11 protein-coding genes are annotated in these 18824 nt (G+C 60.8%); 4 read left to right on the top strand and 7 right to left on the bottom strand.

Annotated elements, in window-relative coordinates; genetic code table 11:
* Positions 1–23: 23 nt before the first annotated feature.
* Positions 24–1442, bottom strand: a complete 1419-nt coding sequence (locus tag FIV39_RS02340) for an amino acid permease (protein ID WP_090408882.1) — start codon at positions 1440–1442, stop codon at positions 24–26.
* Between the two features lie 375 nt (positions 1443–1817).
* On the opposite strand from FIV39_RS02340, the gene FIV39_RS02335 reads away from it, so the two are divergent.
* The gene (locus FIV39_RS02335; protein ID WP_090408885.1) at positions 1818–4916 is read left to right on the top strand and encodes a transglycosylase domain-containing protein; all 3099 of its coding nucleotides are present in this window, start codon (positions 1818–1820) and stop codon (positions 4914–4916) included.
* A gap of 145 nt (positions 4917–5061) precedes the next feature.
* On the top strand, positions 5062–10227 hold the full coding sequence (locus tag FIV39_RS02330) for a dermonecrotic toxin domain-containing protein (RefSeq protein WP_090408888.1): 5166 nt from the start codon (positions 5062–5064) through the stop codon (positions 10225–10227).
* 66 nt (positions 10228–10293) lie between these two features.
* Here FIV39_RS02330 and FIV39_RS02325 read toward each other — a convergent pair whose 3' ends face one another.
* The 5 genes from FIV39_RS02325 to FIV39_RS02305 all read right to left on the bottom strand — a co-directional run bounded on the left by FIV39_RS02325 (position 10294) and on the right by FIV39_RS02305 (position 15990).
* Positions 10294–10776 carry a CS1 type fimbrial major subunit gene (locus FIV39_RS02325; RefSeq protein WP_090410129.1) on the bottom strand — a complete coding sequence of 161 codons (483 nt, stop codon included), beginning with the start codon at positions 10774–10776 and terminating at the stop codon, positions 10294–10296.
* Positions 10777–10788: 12 nt separating this feature from the next.
* Positions 10789–11544, bottom strand: a complete 756-nt coding sequence (locus FIV39_RS02320) for a pilus assembly protein (RefSeq protein ID WP_090408891.1) — start codon at positions 11542–11544, stop codon at positions 10789–10791.
* 61 nt (positions 11545–11605) lie between these two features.
* Complete coding sequence (locus tag FIV39_RS02315; protein ID WP_090408894.1) at positions 11606–12832, bottom strand: hypothetical protein; 1227 nt, start codon at positions 12830–12832, stop codon at positions 11606–11608.
* A gap of 23 nt (positions 12833–12855) precedes the next feature.
* Positions 12856–15375: a TcfC E-set like domain-containing protein gene (locus FIV39_RS02310; RefSeq protein WP_090410131.1), complete on the bottom strand. Its 2520-nt coding sequence runs from the start codon at positions 15373–15375 to the stop codon at positions 12856–12858.
* Positions 15376–15489: 114 nt separating this feature from the next.
* Complete coding sequence (locus FIV39_RS02305) at positions 15490–15990, bottom strand: CS1 type fimbrial major subunit (RefSeq protein ID WP_090408897.1); 501 nt, start codon at positions 15988–15990, stop codon at positions 15490–15492.
* A gap of 499 nt (positions 15991–16489) precedes the next feature.
* On the opposite strand from FIV39_RS02305, the gene FIV39_RS02300 reads away from it, so the two are divergent.
* On the top strand, positions 16490–17029 hold the full coding sequence (locus tag FIV39_RS02300) for a PadR family transcriptional regulator (RefSeq protein ID WP_090408900.1): 540 nt from the start codon (positions 16490–16492) through the stop codon (positions 17027–17029).
* A complete protein-coding gene (locus FIV39_RS02295) occupies positions 17026–17793 on the top strand; it encodes a siderophore-interacting protein (RefSeq protein ID WP_090408901.1) in 768 nt (255 codons plus the stop codon). Before FIV39_RS02300 ends, FIV39_RS02295 begins: the two co-directional genes overlap by 4 nt.
* A gap of 19 nt (positions 17794–17812) precedes the next feature.
* On the opposite strand, the gene FIV39_RS02290 is transcribed toward FIV39_RS02295, so the two are convergent.
* Complete coding sequence (locus FIV39_RS02290) at positions 17813–18769, bottom strand: fimbrial protein (RefSeq protein WP_090408902.1); 957 nt, start codon at positions 18767–18769, stop codon at positions 17813–17815.
* Positions 18770–18824: the final 55 nt, after the last annotated feature.

The following is an 18824-nucleotide window of genomic DNA, read 5'->3' as shown; positions in this document are numbered from 1 at the left end:
GGCGGGCACCGGGGCTTGCTGCGTCAAGCCGAGCGGGGCGAGCCCTGGCTGACCTGCGTCGGTTGCAACTTGAACACATAGAACAACACGGTCAGCAGCACCAGGAATACCGGCCCCACATACAACGCCACGCGGGTATCCGGGAAGTACGCCATCAGGCCGACTACCAGCACCAAAAATGCCAGCGCCAGGTAGGAACTGACCGGGTACAGCCACATGCGGTACTTCAAAGCCTTCTGTTCGGCCGGGCTCAGGCTCTTACGGAACTTGAGCTGGGCCAACAGGATCATCACCCAGGTCCAGATCGCGCCGAAGGTGGCGATGGAGGTCACCCAGACGAAGACTTTCTCCGGCACCAGGTAATTGAGCAACACCCCCAGCAGCAAGGCAAAGATCGACAACAGCAGCGCCTTGCGCGGTACGCCGTTGCTCGATGTGGTACCGAACGCGGCCGGCGCCTGGCCGTTCTGCGCCAGGCTGTAGAGCATGCGCCCGGTGCTGAAAATCCCGCCGTTGCAGGACGACAGCGCCGCCGTGATCACCACGAAGTTGATGATGCCCGCCGCCGTCTTGATCCCCAGACGCTCGAAGGTCATCACGAACGGGCTGCCCTGGGTGCCGATTTCATTCCAGGGGTAGATCGACAGGATCACGAACAACGCGCCGACGTAGAACAGCAGGATGCGCCAGAACACCGAGCCGATGGCACTGGGGATGGTCTTTTGCGGGTTCTTCGCTTCACCGGCGGTGAGGCCGATCATTTCCACGCCCAGGTAGGCGAACATCACCATTTGCAAGGACATCAACACACCCTGCACGCCATTGGGCATAAAGCCGCCATGGGCCCACAGGTTGGAAATACCGAGCGCCACACCGTCGTTGCCAAAGCCGAACGCGATGATGCCCACGCCGCCGATCACCATGGCAATGATGGTGACGATCTTGATCAGCGCGAACCAGAATTCGAATTCACCAAAGGCCTTCACCGCGATCAGGTTGATCGTGCCCATGCTGATCAGCGCCGCCAGGGCCCAGATCCAGCGCGGCGTATCGGGGAACCACACGCCCATGTACACCGCCACGGCGGTGATTTCCGCCACGCAGGTCACCAGCCACAGGAACCAATAGTTCCAGCCGGTCAGGAAACCGGCCAACGGCCCGAGGTAGTCCTGCGCATAACGGCTGAACGAGCCGGCGACCGGATTGTGTACGGCCATCTCACCGAGGGCACGCATGATCACCAGGATGGCCAAGCCACCAATGATGTAGGACAGCATGATGGCCGGGCCGGCCATTTCAATGGCCTTGGCCGAGCCGAGGAACAGGCCGACACCGATACAGGCGCCGAGGGCCATCAGGCGAATATGCCGCTCGCCCAGTTCGCGTTTGAGCGGGCCGCCCGAAGCGGTCTCGCCATGGGGCAGGTGGTTGCCAACTGGCATAGGGGTACAACCTCATTTTGTTATTGGAATGTCCGTCGAGTCTCCAGGGGCAAGCCGGTAAGCCTGCGCCCTTGTTGAAACCGGGCCGCCTCATGGACGAGCCCTTCTTGCCAGGCAAGATCAGCGGGGCGTGCAGTATAAAAAGCCAGGAGCAGGGCCTTTCACTATAAAAACGAGGCAATTCAGGGGAAGCGTCGGTCAAAATGCAATTTTACAGGAGTGTCTGACCTGTCTTTGGCGACAAAACGTCGCGGCAGCACCGTAGCAAATCCATCGGAATATTCCGACACCCAATACACAATTCCCTCACACACAGCCATCAGCGACTAGACTTCAGCCAAGTCCGATCTATCTGCGTGAAGGGATCAATCGACTATGGGCGCACTGTGGCAAACCGAATCGAGCAAGGCTGCGAAAGTACACGGTAGTTCGGACCCAGCGCCTTTACCCCAAAATAAACCCAGGCCCCGTTACTCACGGCGCCTGTTCTGGTTGATTGTGCTGATGGCGTTGGTGGCCCTGGGGTTTGCCGCCGCTAAAGAGATGCGCACCTCACGCCCGCAGGCCCAGGAACTCAGCCGCCTGGCCCGTGCCCTCACCTACCAGCTGGAGCCCGGCCCCAGCCCGGCAATCGCCTACCCCGGTGCCGGCCCCTTCGACCGGCGCCTGGGTTACAGCGACCTCGCCACGTTCCTGCCGCGCCTGCTCAAGCGCGGTTATGCGATCGAAAGCCAGGCGCGCTTTTCGGCCGAGTTGATGGACTACAGTGCCAAGGGCCTGTTCGTGCCTTATGCGGAAAAGATCCAGGCCGGGTTGTCCATCACCGACTGCCGCGCCGTGCCGCTCTACCAGTACAACTATCCGCAGCAGCTGTACGAAAGCTTCACCGCGATTCCGCCGGTGGTGGTCAACAGCCTGCTGTTCATCGAGAACCGCGACCTGCTCGACCCGGCCCAACCCGAAGCCAACCCCGCAGTGGACTGGCCACGCTTCGCCAAAGCCGCCTGGTCACAAGTGGCCAGGCTCCTGCATTTGCCCGGGCAGACCGCCGGCGGCAGCACCCTGGCGACGCAACTGGAAAAATACCGTCACTCCCCCGACGGCCTGACCTTGTCGGGCGGCGAGAAGCTGCGCCAGATGTTTTCCGCCAGCGTGCGTGCGTACCAGGACGGCCCGCAGACCTTGCAGGCCCGCCAGAACATCGTGCGCGACTACCTCAACAGCGTGCCGTTGTCCGCCGTGCCCGGCCACGGTGAAGTGCACGGAATGGCCGAAGGGTTGCGGGTGTGGTACGGCGCCGATTTCAACCGCACCAACGCGCTGCTTGCCGACAACAGCACGCAAAACCTCGGGCAAAAAGGCCTGGCCTTGCGTGAAGTGTTGTCATTGATGATTGCCCAGCGCCGGCCTTCGCACTACTTGTCCAAAGGCCACGCCGAACTGGCGGAGCTGACCGACAGCCACATTCGCCTGCTCGCGCAGAACGCGGTCATCGACCCGGCCCTGGCCCAGGCCGCCCTGGCCAGCAAGGTCAGCTATCGCGACTGGCAGCAACAGCCGACGATCCAACCGATTGAAACCAACAAAGGCATCAGCGTTGCCCGCAGCCGCCTGGCCGCCCTGCTCAATCGCCCGCTGTACGACCTCGACCGCCTGGACTTGTCCGCCACCAGCACCCTGCAGGATGAGCTGCAAACCCAGGCCACCGCCTACCTCAAGCACCTGGCCGACCCCGCCTTCGCCGGGCAAATCGGCTTGCTCGGCCCGCGCCTGCTGACGCCCGCCAGCACCGCGCAAGTACGCTACAGCTTCACGCTTTATGAGATGACCGCCGATGGCGCACGGGTGCGGGTACAGACCGACAACACCGACCAGCCCTTCGACATCAACGAAGGCAGCAAGCTGGAACTGGGCTCCACCGCCAAGCTGCGCGTGCTGACCACCTACCTGCAAATCATCAGCGAACTGCACGACCGTTATGCCGGCCAGACACCCGCCGAGCTGAAAAAAATCAACCTTGATGAGCAGGATCGCCTATCGCGCTGGGCCGTGGATTACCTCGCACAAAACCGCGACCAGAGCCTGCCGAAGATGCTCGACGCGGCGCTCGAGCGGCAGTATTCAGCCAGCCCCGGCGAACGCTTTTTCACCGGCGGCGGCCTGCATCACTTCAATAATTTTCGTAACGAAGACAACGGGCGCAACCCCACGCTGCGTGAAGCCTTGCGTGAGTCGATCAACCTGCCGTTCATTCGCCTGATGCGCGACCTGGTGCGCTACAGCACTTATCAGGGGCCCAACAGCAGCGCCGAGTTGCTCAAGGACGACAACGACCCGCGCCGCCAGGAATACCTGGCGCAATTCGCCGACCGCGAGGGCACTACCTTCCTGTTGCGTTTCTGGAAGCGCTACCGCAACAAGGACACCCAGGCGCGGCTCGACACGTTTCTTGACGGCATGCACCCCACTGCCATTCGCCTGGCTGCCGTGCACCGTTACCTGCTGCCCCAGGCCAGCCAGGAGAGTTTCAACCGTTTTGTGCGCGCGCACCTGAACACCAAGGCCCCGGAAAAACTCACCGACGAACGCCTGGCCAAGCTCTACAAGGACTACGGCCCCGGTACCTACGACCTGCCGGACCAGGGCTATATCGCCAAGGTCCACCCACTGGAGTTGTGGCTGCTCGGTTACCTGCTGGACCACCCCGACGCCACCTTCGCCGAGGCTGTCGCCGCCAGTGAGCACGAACGTCAGGAAGTCTATGGCTGGCTGTTCAAGAGCCGCCACAAGAGCGCTCGCGACAGCCGCATCCGCACCATGCTGGAGGTCGAGGCATTCCTGGATATTCATCAGCGCTGGCAGGCGGTCGGCTACCCGTTCGACCATCTGGTGCCATCCCTGGCCACGGCCATCGGCAGCTCCGGCGACCGTCCGGCGGCCCTGGCAGAGTTGGTCGGGATCATTCTCAATGACGGCGTGCGTGAACCGACCCTGCGTATCGACAGCCTGCACTTCGCCGCCGACACGCCCTATGAAACGCGCCTGGTCAACCAGCCTGATCGCGGCAAACGGGTGATGCCCAGCGAAGTCGCGGCGGCCCTGCGCGGTGCGTTGTCGCAGGTGGTGGATGCCGGTACCGCCAAACGCGTGGCCGGCAGTTTCAAGCTGGCCGATGGCACGCCCCTGACCATGGGTGGCAAGACCGGCACCGGCGACAACCGCATTGAAGCCATCGGTGCCGGGGGGCGCATACTCAGTTCCAAGTCGATCAACCGTACCGCGACGTTCGTGTTCTACATCGGCGAGCAGCACTTCGGCACACTGACGGCGTTTGTGCCGGGCAGTTCGGCGCAGCACTTCACGTTTACATCAGCCTTGCCCGTGCAGGTGCTCAAGGGCATGGCGCCGATCCTCACCCCCTATCTAAAGCCAGGAGCCCAGACGTTGTGCCTGCCGTCGATGGCCAACCACTGACCCTGGGCAGGGTGTTATCCCGCTGTTTTTCAGTTCTGAATAGTGCATCGAATACCACCGATTCCCAGCTGGATTTCAAGCTTTTAACCGGCGGTATCCCGCGCATAATTCAACGACCTCATTCAGTTTAAAAGGTCGTTTTGTCATGCCCACCGCTCTCACGGATCGAGTCTTTCCGGTTGCAGGAAAAACCCCGGATTCCTACGCCTTCATCAAGCAACAACTCCCCCCCTGGCTGATCGACGCCCATGCGCGGCACATCGGCGCACTGAAAGCCCTGACCCCGACGATCCCACACAACCTTTCAATACCTGCAGCTCGCGCGCCGTTGAAACAAGCACTGGCCGAACAGTGGGCCGCTCAGAACGCCGTCGACAAACAATTGGCCCACTTGAGCGACCTTCGGGCCTTTGCCGAGCCACTGCTCAAGGAAGCGCTGCGGGACTATGGCGAGATCGAGGTAGCGCAGACTTCAATCCGCTTGTACTCACCGGCCAATTTGCCCTGGTGGACAATCAATGCCGCGCCCGGCGTCACTAGCCGCACCGTCACGTTGCTGGATGCCGCATTGCACAATTTCTCGTCCTCGGAAACTTTCGCTGACTTTGCCTTTTTGTCCGCTGCCAACAGTCAGGGGCAACAGCGCACGCTGACCCTGACCCACGCGGTGACCGGCCAGGCGCTGACCGCCGAGACCTTCAAAGCCCTGTGCCGCACCCTCGATATCGGCGCCCGCTACCAACAGCAACTGCGCACCACCTTCGGCCTCGACAATCCGCAGGTCGCAGAACGGCTGCGCGTCACGCTCGTCAATCAGCAGAAGGCTGCCCTGAACAGCGCGGCTCACTTGGCGCTGGCCAACCGGCATATCAGCGATGAAACCTACGCCCTTGTCCAGTCCATGCTGGCGGGGCGCACCAACCTGAGGTGGAACGGCCAACCGGTAGATTTCTACACCCTGAACATACTGGACACCCGCGTGATCGGGCCGTTGATCATTGCGCCCCGACAACCGGATCCCCCCTCGCCTTTGCAGACCGTGATCGAAAGCCTCGCCGGGCATACCGCTGCGGTCGTGAAAATACTGGTCTACATCCCGGAGGACCCTGACCACCCACTCAAGGAATACGACTCCTCAGCCGCATTCGTCAAAGAGCTGATCCTCCAGCTGCGTTCGCCGGAGCCAGGCGCGTCGCGTCCCAGCTACCAGCCGTTTTTCAGTCAATTCATCGAACATGAACAGCGCGGCCGTTTTTTTGCACAACTCAATAACCTGCTCCAGACCGTACGCTGGCATCCCAGCCAGCCCGGGGACAGCCGCCCCAGCTGGCGAGAAACGCCCGTGGAAACCCCGAACCTGCGGGTCAGCGTCCTGGCGACCCGCAACGATACCGCCAACCGCGCCGCCGTTCCTGCCTCCGATGATCTGTGGAATTACCTCTGTCGGGTCAAGCTGAACAAGATCATCAATGACGCCCGGCAAATCGCCGTCTCCACCGCCTACGCCGACCGCATGGCGCGCTGGGAATGGTGGGACAACCTGGAAAAAATGCTCTCGGACCTGTTCAACGCAGCGCTGCTGGTGATCACCCCGGTCGTGCCGGTACTCGGTGAACTGATGCTGGCCTACACCGCCTACCAATTACTCGACGACACCTTCGAAGGCATTGTCGACTGGGCCGAGGGACGGCAGCTTGAGGGATGGCAGCACATCATCGGCGTGGCTGAAAACGTTATCCAACTCGGTATCTTCCATGCCGGCGGGCAGCTCAGCCAGGTCGCCGAGACAAAGCTGTCGTCCTTTATAGCGGGACTCAAACCGGTACAAACCGCCTCAGGCGAAACCCGCCTGTGGCACCCGGACCTGACGCCCTACCAGCACCGGAATCTGCGCCTGCCCTCGGATTTCCCGCCTGAAGAGAATGGCCTGTATCACCACCGCGGCAAGAAGATTGCGCGCCAGGGCAACCGCCATTATGAAATCGTGCAGGATCCGCTGTCTCAACGCTTCCACCTCGCTCATCCCACACGTGTCGAAGCCTATCGCCCCTCCGTGGCACTCAACGGCACCGGCGCCTGTGTACTGGAAGGCGAACAGCCGCGCGCCTGGAGCAATCAAACGTTAATGCGTCGGTTAGGGCCGCAGACGGAGGGCTTGAGTGCCGGTGAACTGGAGCAGATTCGTATCATCAGCGATGTCGAGTTCGGCGCCTTGCGCCACATGTACGTCAACAATCAACCGACGCCACCGCTGCTGGCCGATACGTTGAAACGCTTCAAGAACGACAAGCAGATCAAAACCAGCGTCGAAAGCCTTCGCATGAACCAGCCACTGGACCCGGCGTCCTACTGGTTTGAGCAAATGGTCACCGAACTGGAAGGCTGGCCAGCGGACAAGGCCTTGCTGGTTTATCAGCAGTCCGATCTTTCGGGTACCCCCCGTCGGTATGGCAGTCCGACGGCCCAGGGCAGCGATACCCTCAGCCTCAGCATCGCCGACGTCATGTCCGGCCGCCTGCCGGAGAAAGTCGTGATGTTCCTGGACGAACATCAACTCACCGCACTGCTGGCGGATATGGTGCCGGAACCGGAACGGGCCCAGGCACTGCGCGAACGGCTTGCCGAGCACATAGAACAGCAAAGTGAGTCGCTAAGACTGCACCTTTACAGCGAGCAGGAAGCTTCAGGCGACCCGCATGTCCAATTGCTTCGCAGCCAGTACCCGGACATACCGCTGAACATTGCCCAGCGCCTGCTCGAGCACACCCGCAGACGCCATCTGAAGGTGATGGATGAAGACCGACGCGTGCCGCTGGAGGTGAAAAACCAGGCCGAAGAACTGGGTTTCGAAGTCACCAGCACCCGGGTGTTCGAGCAGATCCATCAAGATCGCCCCCTGTCGGTAGACGCGGAGACCCTGGCACTCAATAGCTTAAGGATGCACACCGATGCACTGGACCGGCTGCGTATCGAAATACGTGACCGAACCCCCACCGGCAACTTGCGAACCCACGTCGGCTCACTCGATGCTCCGAACATCCGTATCCTGGTGCGCAACAAAAAAGCCCAGTACCGCATCGTCAATGCCCAAGGCAGGCAGCTGCACGGTCCCACCGACTTCTACACTGCCGTTTTCCATACCCTGACAACCGACAAACACTTTATCGACGGCGAGCGATTCAGGTCATGGCTGATCGAAAAAAACAAAGCCGCCGCGCAACGACGCCTGATCCTTGCTGAACCGCCGATCCGCCCCCAGGCGCAACGTGAAACCCTGATACTGCTGGGGGGCGGCAACTTCCTCAGCACCTTGCGCCGCCTATCGCACGCCGACACCTCAACCGTGGCCCTGCAGGACCGCATCAAACGGTGGCTGCCCGAGATGTCCGAACAAGGTGTAAGAGACTTTGCTCACCAGGCGCAAAGCGAAGACGGCCTGGCCCTGCTGGTGCGCCTGGAAACCGAAGGGCAAACGCTTGAAACGACGCTGGACCGCTATGTCAGATCCAGTACCCGATGGCCAACACGCAGCCGCCTGGAGGCGGTCGAGCGAAAACGCCGTGGCGATTTTGCCCATACCCTGATGGAAGCCTGGCGCGAAGGCAGCACCCGGCTGCACGACAAGCTCGGTCAGCGACACCGCGGAGTCCAACTGGACCTGTCTGAAATACCCTGGCCCGAAAAAATTCCGGAGCTGCCAGCGGACCTGCGACAAGTCACACACCTGATCATAAACGGTGTTGATTTCACCCCAGAGCGAGCGCGTTTCTTGCAGCATTTCCCCCATCTGCGCAGCCTCGACCTGGGAGGCAACGCGTTGACAGCGTTGCCAGCGGCCCTTTCACGCATGAGCCTGCTCAGGGAGTTGAACCTGGCGCATAACAAGATCGTCCTGGATGGCCCGGCGCTGGCGCATCTGCGTGACCTCAAGCGCCTGCGCCTGTTGAGCCTGGAGCACAACCCGTTGGACGCAGTGCCGGATGTCAGCTTGATGCCCGATCTGGATATGCTCCTGCTCAACCACACCCATATCCAGGAATGGCCGGTAGGACTCTTTGCGCAATCGCGTCCCGAAACATTCATCCTGGAGCTGCAAGGCACTTCCATTACCGACGTCCCCGATGTCGCGGTTGATTCCGAAACGGCAACCATGATTGCCCTTACCCGGCTGGACCGCACAAGCCTGAGCCTGGAAGCGCAGAACCGCTTGGAAGCCTACAGAATAGCCGCCGGGCTTGACCCTCATCGGACCTATGAGCCCCTGGGTAAAAGCGATTTTTGGGTTGAAGACCTGGATGATGAAAACCGCGACAAATATCGAACGCTTTGGGACGCGCTGGAACATGAGCACGACTCCCAAGGCTTCTTCGAAGTGATCCGGGCGCTCGAACCTCCAGAGTTCTTCGAAGACTCGATCGATGAAGCGCTCTACACACACAACAACGCGCAGATGAGGTCACAACTACGAACCATGCTCTCGGCCATGTACGGCGACGCCGAGCTACGCAAGAAGCTGTTCTGGATGTCCCGCTTTCCAGGCCTGTGCCCGGATGCAGGGTTACAGATTTTCACCAATATGGGCATCGAGGTAGAAGCCAACCAGGCACAGTATTTCAGCCGCACCCCCGCCGAACGCGAAACGCGTATGGTCAAGCTGGCAAGGGGCGCCGCCAACCTCAAACTGCTGAACCACGTGGCGCGCTCCGACATTGCCCACCGCCTCAAGCCGGTCGAACAAGGCGGGCTGGGACTGCGACTGACCTCACAGGTGATCGATGGCCAGCCAGGGACCGTCGACGAAGTGGAAGTCCATTTGGCCTACCAGACACGCCTGGCCGGTCGGCTCGGGCTGCCCTGGGTCAGCGAACACATGCTGTATCGCGCAACGGCCGAGGTCAGCGAAGCGTCCATCACCCAGGCCTACACGGCAGTACTGGCGTTAAGCGAGGGTGACGGCCTGGTGGACCAAATGCTTCTGGAGCCGTACTGGGAGCGCTTCCTCAAGGAGCAATACGCAACGGACTATGAAGCGAACCTAATGAGCACCGAAAAACAAATGGCATTGCTCGATAAGCTCAGGGACGAACTGCACACCTACGCTCATTCCACGGAGTTAACCGACGAACAGCGCGCGCAAAAACACCAGGCATTGCAAGAATGGGTGCAACAGCTGCTGGTCGAAGACCGGGTACCGCTCGACGAGGCAATGTCCGATGAACTCTACGGTCAACTGCTCAGCGACGTGAGCGAACGCAGCAAGGAATGGCCCCGTGAGCAGACCCACCAGTTGCTGCGAAGAGGCGCCGAATAACGCTACAACGAACTGGCGCGCCGTTTGACACGCCAGACGTTGCAGGGAGCAGCCGGCTCAAGCGCGTCACGGTGCCAGGAAATCAAACACCAGGTGCACCGTGCCGTAATACTCACCGCCGCGATAACCGCCTTCGGGCTCAATCGCGGCGATGTTCAGCTCGGCGCGCCGGCCCACGCGAGCCTCATCGGCGTTGACCACCTGCGTGGGCTCCAGGGTCAGCGCAACCTGGTTGAACAACACCTGCAGGTCGATCCGGTTGCGGCCGTTGAACAGGTAAGCTTCAGCCCCCAGTCGAGCAGCGACCCCGCCGTTGAGGTTTTTTACGTCGAAGTTCTTGCGCAGGCGGCCCAGTTCCGACGTCACCAGGTTCCAGGCCAGCAGTTGCTCCTGGCCCATCCAGTCCGGCTCGGACGGCAGCACGTAGGCCTCATGCACCGGTATGGTCACCGAGACGTCGAACGAGTGGCGTTCCTGGATCGCTGCGGTGTGGTTAGCCGCCAGCATGCAGGCCGCCAGTACCCCTAGTCTTGTCAGCTGCTTGAACATCATGATCACCCGTTACTTTTTTTCGACCGTCATCGGTTTTTTATCCAGCCCTTCCACCAGTACGAAGCTGTAGCGCCGGCCAGGCTTTTTCTCGAACGTCAATTGACGCTCGGGCAGGATGTGGTGCTTGGTGGTGGGCACGCAGTCGCTGGCGTCGGTGGCCGAGCAATCGTGAAACTCATCGAGCACCACCGTGCTGTTGCCGGCGTTGCGCACTTGGTATTGCTCGGCCGTCTCGTTGATCCGGGTGTCAAAACGCGTGTCTTTGGGGCGCACGAAAAACACCGTGCCGTAGCCGGCCATGACGTTGATCCCGGCTGCCAGATGGTCCTTGTAGTCGGCACGCTCTTCATCGCTGATGCCGAAGTTGTCGTCTTTTTCCGGTACCACGGGGATGAAGCGCAGGCGGAAATAACGCTCCTTGTCCCGCGGCCCCATGTACAACAGGCGGGTGCCCTGGCGCCCGTTCACCGGCACGATCAAGCGCGACGGGCTGGCCATCAGGCCGTCGCGGCTGGTGGTGATGCCCTTCTCATCAGTCATCGAAGCCACCGGTACTTCGCGGGTAGTACCGTCGGCGTTGTAGAGGATCTCCAGCACGTTGACCTTGACGAACGCGGTACTGGTGCCGCCATTGAACACGCGCTTGAGGTAGGAACTGCGATCGCCTTCGAGGTAGTCATACACCACCCCGACATTGATCAACGGCCCGGCGTGGGCCGTGAGGGACATCAGGCACAACCCGATCCATAACACTGCTTGTTTCATGTTTACTACGCCTCATTGATTGAATGCGGCGGGCCGGGCCCGCCAATGGTGCAGAGCCGGACTAAATCTCTGAGTCCCAGATCACGGTCGCCACGCCCGTATAGGTGCTGCCCGGCTGCTTGAGCATCTCTGCCATGTCGTCACGCAGGACTTCAAAGTGCAGGGTGCCGGGTCGATTGTTGACGTAGAACAATGGCTGGAACAGCTCGGTCCCATCACCATCCAAACGCAAAGGGCGCTTTAGCACGGCCTCGTTGCCACGCCCATCGATACCGCTGGGCAGCGTCACGGCGATCTGCAGCGGCACCTCGTCGCCGTTGGCGTTGCGCAGGCCGCAGGTGTTGCCCATGACGATCGAACACTCCAGTTGCATCTTGAACCGCGAACTGGCGGCGATGCGGAAGGTCTGGTCGCGGTACAGCCGCGTGGGCGCACGGCCGCGGTTGAGCCAGGCTTGCCAGCCGCCGTCGGGGAGCAGCTCGATGCGGTTGCCGCCTGGGGGGATGTCGACCTTGAGGTCGTGTTCCACGCTGAGGATGAAGTCGAAAGTGAGGGCGTTCTTATTCAGGACCATCACGTCGCCAAAGTCGTAATCGCCGCCGGGCCCCATGGTGTAGGTGATGCTGCCGTGGTATTGACCACCGGACATGGTCAGGGGGTTGGGTGTTCGGAGTTCGTAGGCGTACTCCATGGAGTTGTACCTCATAGCACTAAAGCCTACCGAGGGTTTTCGACCACAAGACCCCGCCCCTTCGGGTGTCAGCCAGAAATAGGAAGCCCAACGATCACTGGCAGCAAGGTGACCAGTGCGTTGACAGGGGCTTGGTGCATTCCGCCATTGAGATGACCAACCAATACCCGGCTGCGCCCAGCCCGATACGCCGGGTGGATGGGACACGGTCCACAATGAACCGACACCTGCGATACGCAGTTGTACCGTCTCGGTTTCCCCGGTGGCGGTATGGGTCACTTGCAGGTCTCGCCAGTCCGACGGCACCTTGACCATAAAGCCCTTGCGGTCATCTTCATGATTGGCTTCGATGGGCTGGTTGGACTGTGCAGTGAAGTCGTTATCGCGCAGGCTGAAAATGCCCAACGCCCGGCACTGGGTCGGAATATGCGCCGCACAGATCGAGCTGATCGGCGTGGTGTTTTCGAAGTCGTTCTTCATCGGGTTGGCAGGGTCTGGCCGAAACCGCGCGGTGATCTGCTCGGCCGCCTGCAACGCGGATGAGCCGAGCCACAACGCAGCGCCCATGGACAGGATCAAGGTGTTGAGGGGTTTCATCGTCAGAGTTCTCGTCATAGCACTCAACCTGCGGTGTGAGTGCTGGAGGTGTTTTCGGCCAGGGTGTCCGGCGTGCAACGCAGGTCACCGATCATCAACACGTCGTTTTCATTGGCGGTGGTGGCCGGATCCAGGCGGAACTGGCACAACAGCTGGTTGCGGTAGCGCACTTCCAGGGTCGGTGAGCTGGCGCTCATTTCCATGGAGAAGAACCCGTCGACTTCGCTGATCCCACGGCTGGCGTGGTTGATCACGTGATGACCCTTGAGCGGCTGGCCCTGGGCATCAAGCAGGCGACCCAGCACCGACACGGTCTTCAACACCGTGATTTTGCGGTAGTCCACGCCGCCCCTGTTCAGGTGGTAGGTGGTCCGCCCCGGCTGGATGTTGGCGGCCGGCGGGTGATTGCCTTCGAAGTCGAAGTTCACCGTGCTGCTCTTGTAGGCCGCCACCGGCACGAAGTTGCGCCCTGGCCGCAGAATGGCGCCGCCACCACTGAAGTCATCGGCGCGCAAGGTGATCTCATCCAGGTCGGTCTCGACATCAACGATCATGCCGGCGCCATTGGTCTGGTTCTGGCTGGTCATCAGCATCTGGTCGCCACCGGCGACGAAGGTGCTGTGCAGGTTCAGGCCACCGCTGAGATCGCCATTGAATGAGCTGCGCTGGATAAAGCCGTCGCCGCTGACCACATCGCTGTCAAAGCTGGCCATGCCTGACAGGCCGACGCCGTAGGTGTCGGTGATTGCCGTGGCCGAGACGCTTTGCAGCAGATGGTCGGTGAGGTCCTGGCGGTAGGTAACCGAGGCATTGTTATCACGGCCGCCATCGCGCGCGGTTCGGGTGCCGATGCTGCCGGATACCTGCCGACCATCGCCGCCCAGGGCCAGGTTTACGGAAAGGTCCACGCCACGGTTGCGCTGGTCGTTGGTGCCGGAAGTGCCCGGCCGGTCGAACACTGAGAAGCGCCAGTTGGCATCGCTGCCCCACAAGGTATCGCGGCGGCTCCAGCCCAGGTCGAGCCCGGCACCTTCGGCGTTACCTTCGCTGTGGGACAGGCGCAGGTTCCAGGAATTGCGCGAATCGACCCGGTGGTTCACCGACAGCGCCGAGTTGCTGGTCTGGCCGACAAAGGTGTTGCGCCGCAGGCGCGTGCCGTCGGGCAGGGTTTCGTAGGTGTCACGGGTGTCGAGCCAACTGCGGTTATGACTGAGCACCAGGTTAGTGGCGCCAAAGGTGTACAGCCCCTGCAGGTCCATGCCGGTGCCGTGTTCGCGGGTCTGGTAGACATTCGTGTAGAGACTGGTGTTGTTGGCAACCGTCCAGTCCACCGAACCGCCGTATTGCAGTTGCTCGCGCACTTCACGTGCCGACAGGCCGAGGATCACTCGGGGGTGCACCAGGTAATTGACGGACGCGCCGGCCGTGATCGCGCCGGAGGCCTGTTCATCCCAGTTGCTGAACAACTTGGTTTCACGCCCGGCGAACACGTTGTAGCGCCAGCGGTCATCGACATTGCGCCAGTTGCTGGGCTTGTAGACCAGTTCCTGGGTGGTGCTGACGGTCAGGCCGTCCTCCACCAAACGCACTTCCACTTCATAGATACCGCCGGGCAAAGGACGCGTGTCCAGCGTCTGCAACCCTGCGCCCACCGCCTGGGTGTTGATCAGCAGGCCATTGCGGTAAATCTCCACGGCGGCCTGGCGGTTGGCGGTCACGTAGATCGGGTAGACACTGGCTTTGGAATTGTTGATAGCCAGGCTGTCCGAACTGCCATACATGACACCCAACGCCGTATCGGGGCTGGCGCCAAAACTGCGCAACTGGCGCGTCAGGCCATCGGAGTTGGGGGTGAAATGCCCCAGGCGCAAAAACTGGCCTTCCAGTTCACGCTGGGTATACAGCTCATGGATCGCGTGGCGCAGTTGCTCTTCATCACCGCTCTGGCGTGCCAGTTGCAGATTGAACACCTGGGTCCAATTGCCCAGGCTGGCACTGGCCTGCAAACCATAACGCCCGCCCAGGTCTTCGTCCTGGCCGCCGTTGAGGTTGAGCTGGTTGTTGATGATCAAGCCACGGCTGCCACCTTCGGGCTGCCGGTAAAAGCGCGGCGCATCGCTGGCGTGTTCGACGTTCTGGGTGATGATCGACAGCAGCGAGTTTTCCAGGTTGTAGTGCACGGACACCAGTTGCTGCGGGCACGACTGGGTGCAGGCGCCGAGGGCTACGCCGCTCTCCAGCACCGTCTGCCAGGTATCGCGGATGGCGGCGGGGACTTTGCTGTCACCGAAGTCGGTGAACTCCAGCAGCGTCACACGCTCGTCCTGGGACAACACAATCAGCGCTTCACCCAGTCGTTGCTGATCCAACTCAACCTGTACCGCCAAGGGCACATCGAAGAAGTGGTCGCTGAACCCGGCAGGCAAATCCTGGGCCTGGGTCAGCAGACTGGCAGGCGTAAGAGTGCCTGGCGTGGGTGCAGCCAAGGCACTCGTACAAATCAATAGCGCAAGCGCAACCGCGATGGGCGTCATCGGGAACATGAAAGGCATACTCTGAGGGCCTGGAGACAAGGTGAAAAAGCAGGCCGGCCAATGGGGGAAAATCAGCCGGCCCGAACGCCCGCGGGCCAGCCGGCCCAACGGGCACTGACACCCTTAAGGTGCAGGTGTTGGCAACACCGCATCGAACACCAGCGCCACAGCGGAGGTATAGGCACCGCGCTGGGTCGCCGTCGGCTTGGCCGCCACGATGCGCAGTTCTGCACCCACGCCTGGGGTGGAGTCCGCCTCGTTCACCACTTCTTTTGCCGTGCCATTGAGCTCAACACCGTGCAGGGTGGTGGTCAGTGCGATGTTTTGCGCGGCGTTACCGTTGAACAGCACGGCCGGGCCGCCTTCGATGTAGGCGTGAATCGAGCCATTGGTGTTCTTCAGGTCGTAGATCGCGCTCAGCGGTGACAGCTCGCCGCTGACCAGGTTGTAGGCCATGGTTTCATCACGACCGAAGTTCGGGTCGCGTGGCTGCGCATGGAACACTGTGGTCGGGATAGTCGCCTTGATGTTGACGGTGTGGTTGGCTTCGCCGGCAGCGAATGCCATCGACGAGTTCAGTGCCAGGAGGGCCAGGGGAGCAGCAATTGCGAACTTCTTGAACATGGTGATTTCCTGTTTTTTTCGGACAAGTAAGTGCCTCACTGAAGGTTGACCAAAACATCAACGCGCAATGAGATCCGTTGCAATGAACTCAAGTGAGTGCAACGCGAAACAAATGATCCACCAACTTAAAAAACAGGTATGCAGGCTGGTTCCCGTACCTTCGTAGCCATTGGATACAGGGATCGAGTGAAAATCATGGCATTTTGCCAAAACTTAAATTACATCCGTAAGACATAGACTACATGAACTAACAACAGGCTTAAGTTATGAATAAACTGTAGGAACAGTACCACAACTGTCATTAAACCAAGCAACAGCGCACCCAATAAAAGTTCGAGTATTAACTCTAATGCCCGTAATGAAACTTCACCACAAAGAATGGATTTCCAACGGACGGAAAAGGGCCCGTTGGCAGCGAATGACCGTTGGTCGCGTGCCTCTGTTCGCGCAATAAGATATATCTTACGTTATGTCTAAACCAAACACAGAGAGCACCAAAATGAGAGACCATCATTCCCACCGTGACCCCGGTGACGGCTTCGAAAAACGCCCCGGCCGCGAACGCGGCGGTCGTGGCCCCCGGGTATTCGCCCCCGGCGATTTGAAATTGCTGCTGCCGGCGCTGATCGCCGAACAGGCCTGCCACGGCTATGACCTGATCCGTAAGATCGAAGCCCTCTTCGACGGGGCCTACAGCCCCAGCCCCGGGGTGATCTACCCCACGCTGACGTTCCTCGAAGAAAGCGAATTGATTACCGGCGACGCCGAAGGCGGTAAAAAACGCTACACAATCACCGACGCCGGTCGTCTCTTCCTAAGCGAACAGGCGGTTGCCCTCGAAGGTATTCGCATGCGCATGGATGTGAGCAAACGTTCGCTGCGCGGCCACGACCGCCCGCCGGAAATCCATGAGGCGGTGCACAACCTGCGCCACGCCTTACATTCGCACCACGGGCGCTGGAGCCCGGAAGAAATCACACGTGTCGCAGCGCTGCTCAACGGCACTGCCCAAGCCATTGCTGACGGGAAAGCTCAATGAATACTCAAGCCATCCATCGCGTCACCCACGAAATCAAACGCCGCCGCCTGGACGTCCTGCGCGTGGTCGACATCACCGCGCGCATGCGCCGCATCACCCTGGGCGGGCCGGAACTGGCCGGCTTTATCAGCCTGGGCAGCGACGATCACATCAAGCTGCTGTTCCCGCAGAACGCCGCCGAACAAGCGGCGCTGGAAAGCCCGACCTTCAGCATCAAGGGCGACGGCCCGCAACCGGCGATGCGCGACTACACCCCGCGCCGCTATGACCTGGCCAGCGGCGAACTGGACATCGACTTCGTGCTGCACGGCGATGGCCCTGCCTCCACCTGGGCCGACCAGGCCAAGGTCGGACAGCACCTGTACATCGGCGGCCCACGCGGCTCGATGATCGTGCCGGACATCTTCGACAGCTACCTGCTGATCGGCGACGAAACCGCCCTGCCCGCCATTGGCCGCCGCCTGGAAGAACTGCCGGCAGGGCGCAAGGTCCTGGCGGTGATCGAGATCGAAACTGCAGCGGAGCAGCAAACGCTACGCAGTGCTGCCGATGTGGACGTGATCTGGGTGGTGCGCGGTCAGGACGATCTGTTGCAAACGGTGCAGAACCTGACGCTGCCAGGCGGCACGCTGTACAGCTTCGTCGCGACCGAAACCAAGCTGTCGCGCCAGGTACGCCGGGTACTGCTGGACACGCACAAGGTCAATGAGGAATTCCTCAAGGCCGTGGGCTACTGGCGTGCGGACGGCAGCGAAGAAGAGTAAGCGTCACGGTGCGGGTGCGTCATGGCACCCCCATTACGAGCACACCGCTGCCGCTTACAGCCCCGGCGGCAGGCAAGGACCCGGCGCGCCTTACGAGGGAAAACGTCACATCGTCGCCCCCCACACTGTTGGTAATTTGGGTCAGGAATGCCCCCCCGACTTGAACCGCACTGGCACCCCGGACAAGGGCCGTCCCCACGTCCGGGTTGGTCATCAGCAGCAGGCGCGTGTCGAACGACGAGGGGCTGCCTTTGTAAGTGATGGTGATCGGCGTGGTGATCCCGCCGTCCGGGCATGAATAAGTGAGCCGGCGGTTGCTGCGCACGGACGTGGTCAGCGGATCGGTACCGATTGCTCTCTGGTGAACATTGCCGAAGTTGATCTCGATCGGGTTGTTATTGTTGATCGTGCAGGTTGACGGGGAAATGGTGAAGTTGTTGGCGGCCGTATAAGTGACGGTGAGTTGCGGCCGAGTGGCGTCGTAATTGTTCGAGCTGGTGAGACGCAACAGGCCGAGGGTGTCTCCCGCTCGAATATTGATCGGATTGGAGGGGCTGTGGCGTACCTGGATATAGGGGGTGATATTGATGGGATAACCGACCCCGTTGTTGGGCATGGTGGCCACCCGTATACCCGCCGGAACCGGGGTATTGAGGAACGCGCCATTGATGCGTAAACCACTCTGTTCACCGGCGAACCTGGGGCCGGGTGTCCAAGGTGTCCCAGAGGCATTGCCAGTTTCCCAATAATCCGCTCCCCAGACGGGGCCTGCGCCAGCCGTAAACCGACATTCGAGCCGAGCACCTTCCATCAGAATCCTCGTGCGATCGGTATCGAGTCGTACAGCTACGGGCACGGTCAGATGAGTGACGCGCGCCCACTCACCGCCATTGACCCGACAGTCTACGGCCTGCACGGTCGTGCTGACGCCAATCAACAGCAGAAGCCCAAGGGCTCTGTCATATAGTCGTTTCATTTTTGATCTCTCGTTGCTTCTCTACCCAGGCGCCATCCAGCAAACAATCAGCCCG

This window comes from Pseudomonas grimontii (assembly GCF_007858185.1).
Classification (GTDB): Bacteria; Pseudomonadota; Gammaproteobacteria; order Pseudomonadales; family Pseudomonadaceae; genus Aquipseudomonas; species Aquipseudomonas grimontii.
Note: the sequence above shows the minus strand (reverse complement) of the source record. Positions and strands in the feature narration are given on the sequence as shown.

Bases quoted from the DNA above. Each gene is read 5' to 3' on its own strand.
- FIV39_RS02340 (WP_090408882.1), bottom strand. From the start codon at position 1,442: ATGCCAGTTGGCAACCACCTGCCCCATGGCGAGACCGCTTCGGGCGGC.
- FIV39_RS02335 (WP_090408885.1), top strand. From the start codon at position 1,818: ATGGGCGCACTGTGGCAAACCGAATCGAGCAAGGCTGCGAAAGTACAC.
- FIV39_RS02330 (WP_090408888.1), top strand. From the start codon at position 5,062: ATGCCCACCGCTCTCACGGATCGAGTCTTTCCGGTTGCAGGAAAAACC.
- FIV39_RS02325 (WP_090410129.1), bottom strand. From the start codon at position 10,776: ATGTTCAAGCAGCTGACAAGACTAGGGGTACTGGCGGCCTGCATGCTG.
- FIV39_RS02320 (WP_090408891.1), bottom strand. From the start codon at position 11,544: ATGAAACAAGCAGTGTTATGGATCGGGTTGTGCCTGATGTCCCTCACG.
- FIV39_RS02315 (WP_090408894.1), bottom strand. From the start codon at position 12,832: ATGAAACCCCTCAACACCTTGATCCTGTCCATGGGCGCTGCGTTGTGG.
- FIV39_RS02310 (WP_090410131.1), bottom strand. From the start codon at position 15,375: ATGTTCCCGATGACGCCCATCGCGGTTGCGCTTGCGCTATTGATTTGT.
- FIV39_RS02305 (WP_090408897.1), bottom strand. From the start codon at position 15,990: ATGTTCAAGAAGTTCGCAATTGCTGCTCCCCTGGCCCTCCTGGCACTG.
- FIV39_RS02300 (WP_090408900.1), top strand. From the start codon at position 16,490: ATGAGAGACCATCATTCCCACCGTGACCCCGGTGACGGCTTCGAAAAA.
- FIV39_RS02295 (WP_090408901.1), top strand. From the start codon at position 17,026: ATGAATACTCAAGCCATCCATCGCGTCACCCACGAAATCAAACGCCGC.
- FIV39_RS02290 (WP_090408902.1), bottom strand. From the start codon at position 18,769: ATGAAACGACTATATGACAGAGCCCTTGGGCTTCTGCTGTTGATTGGC.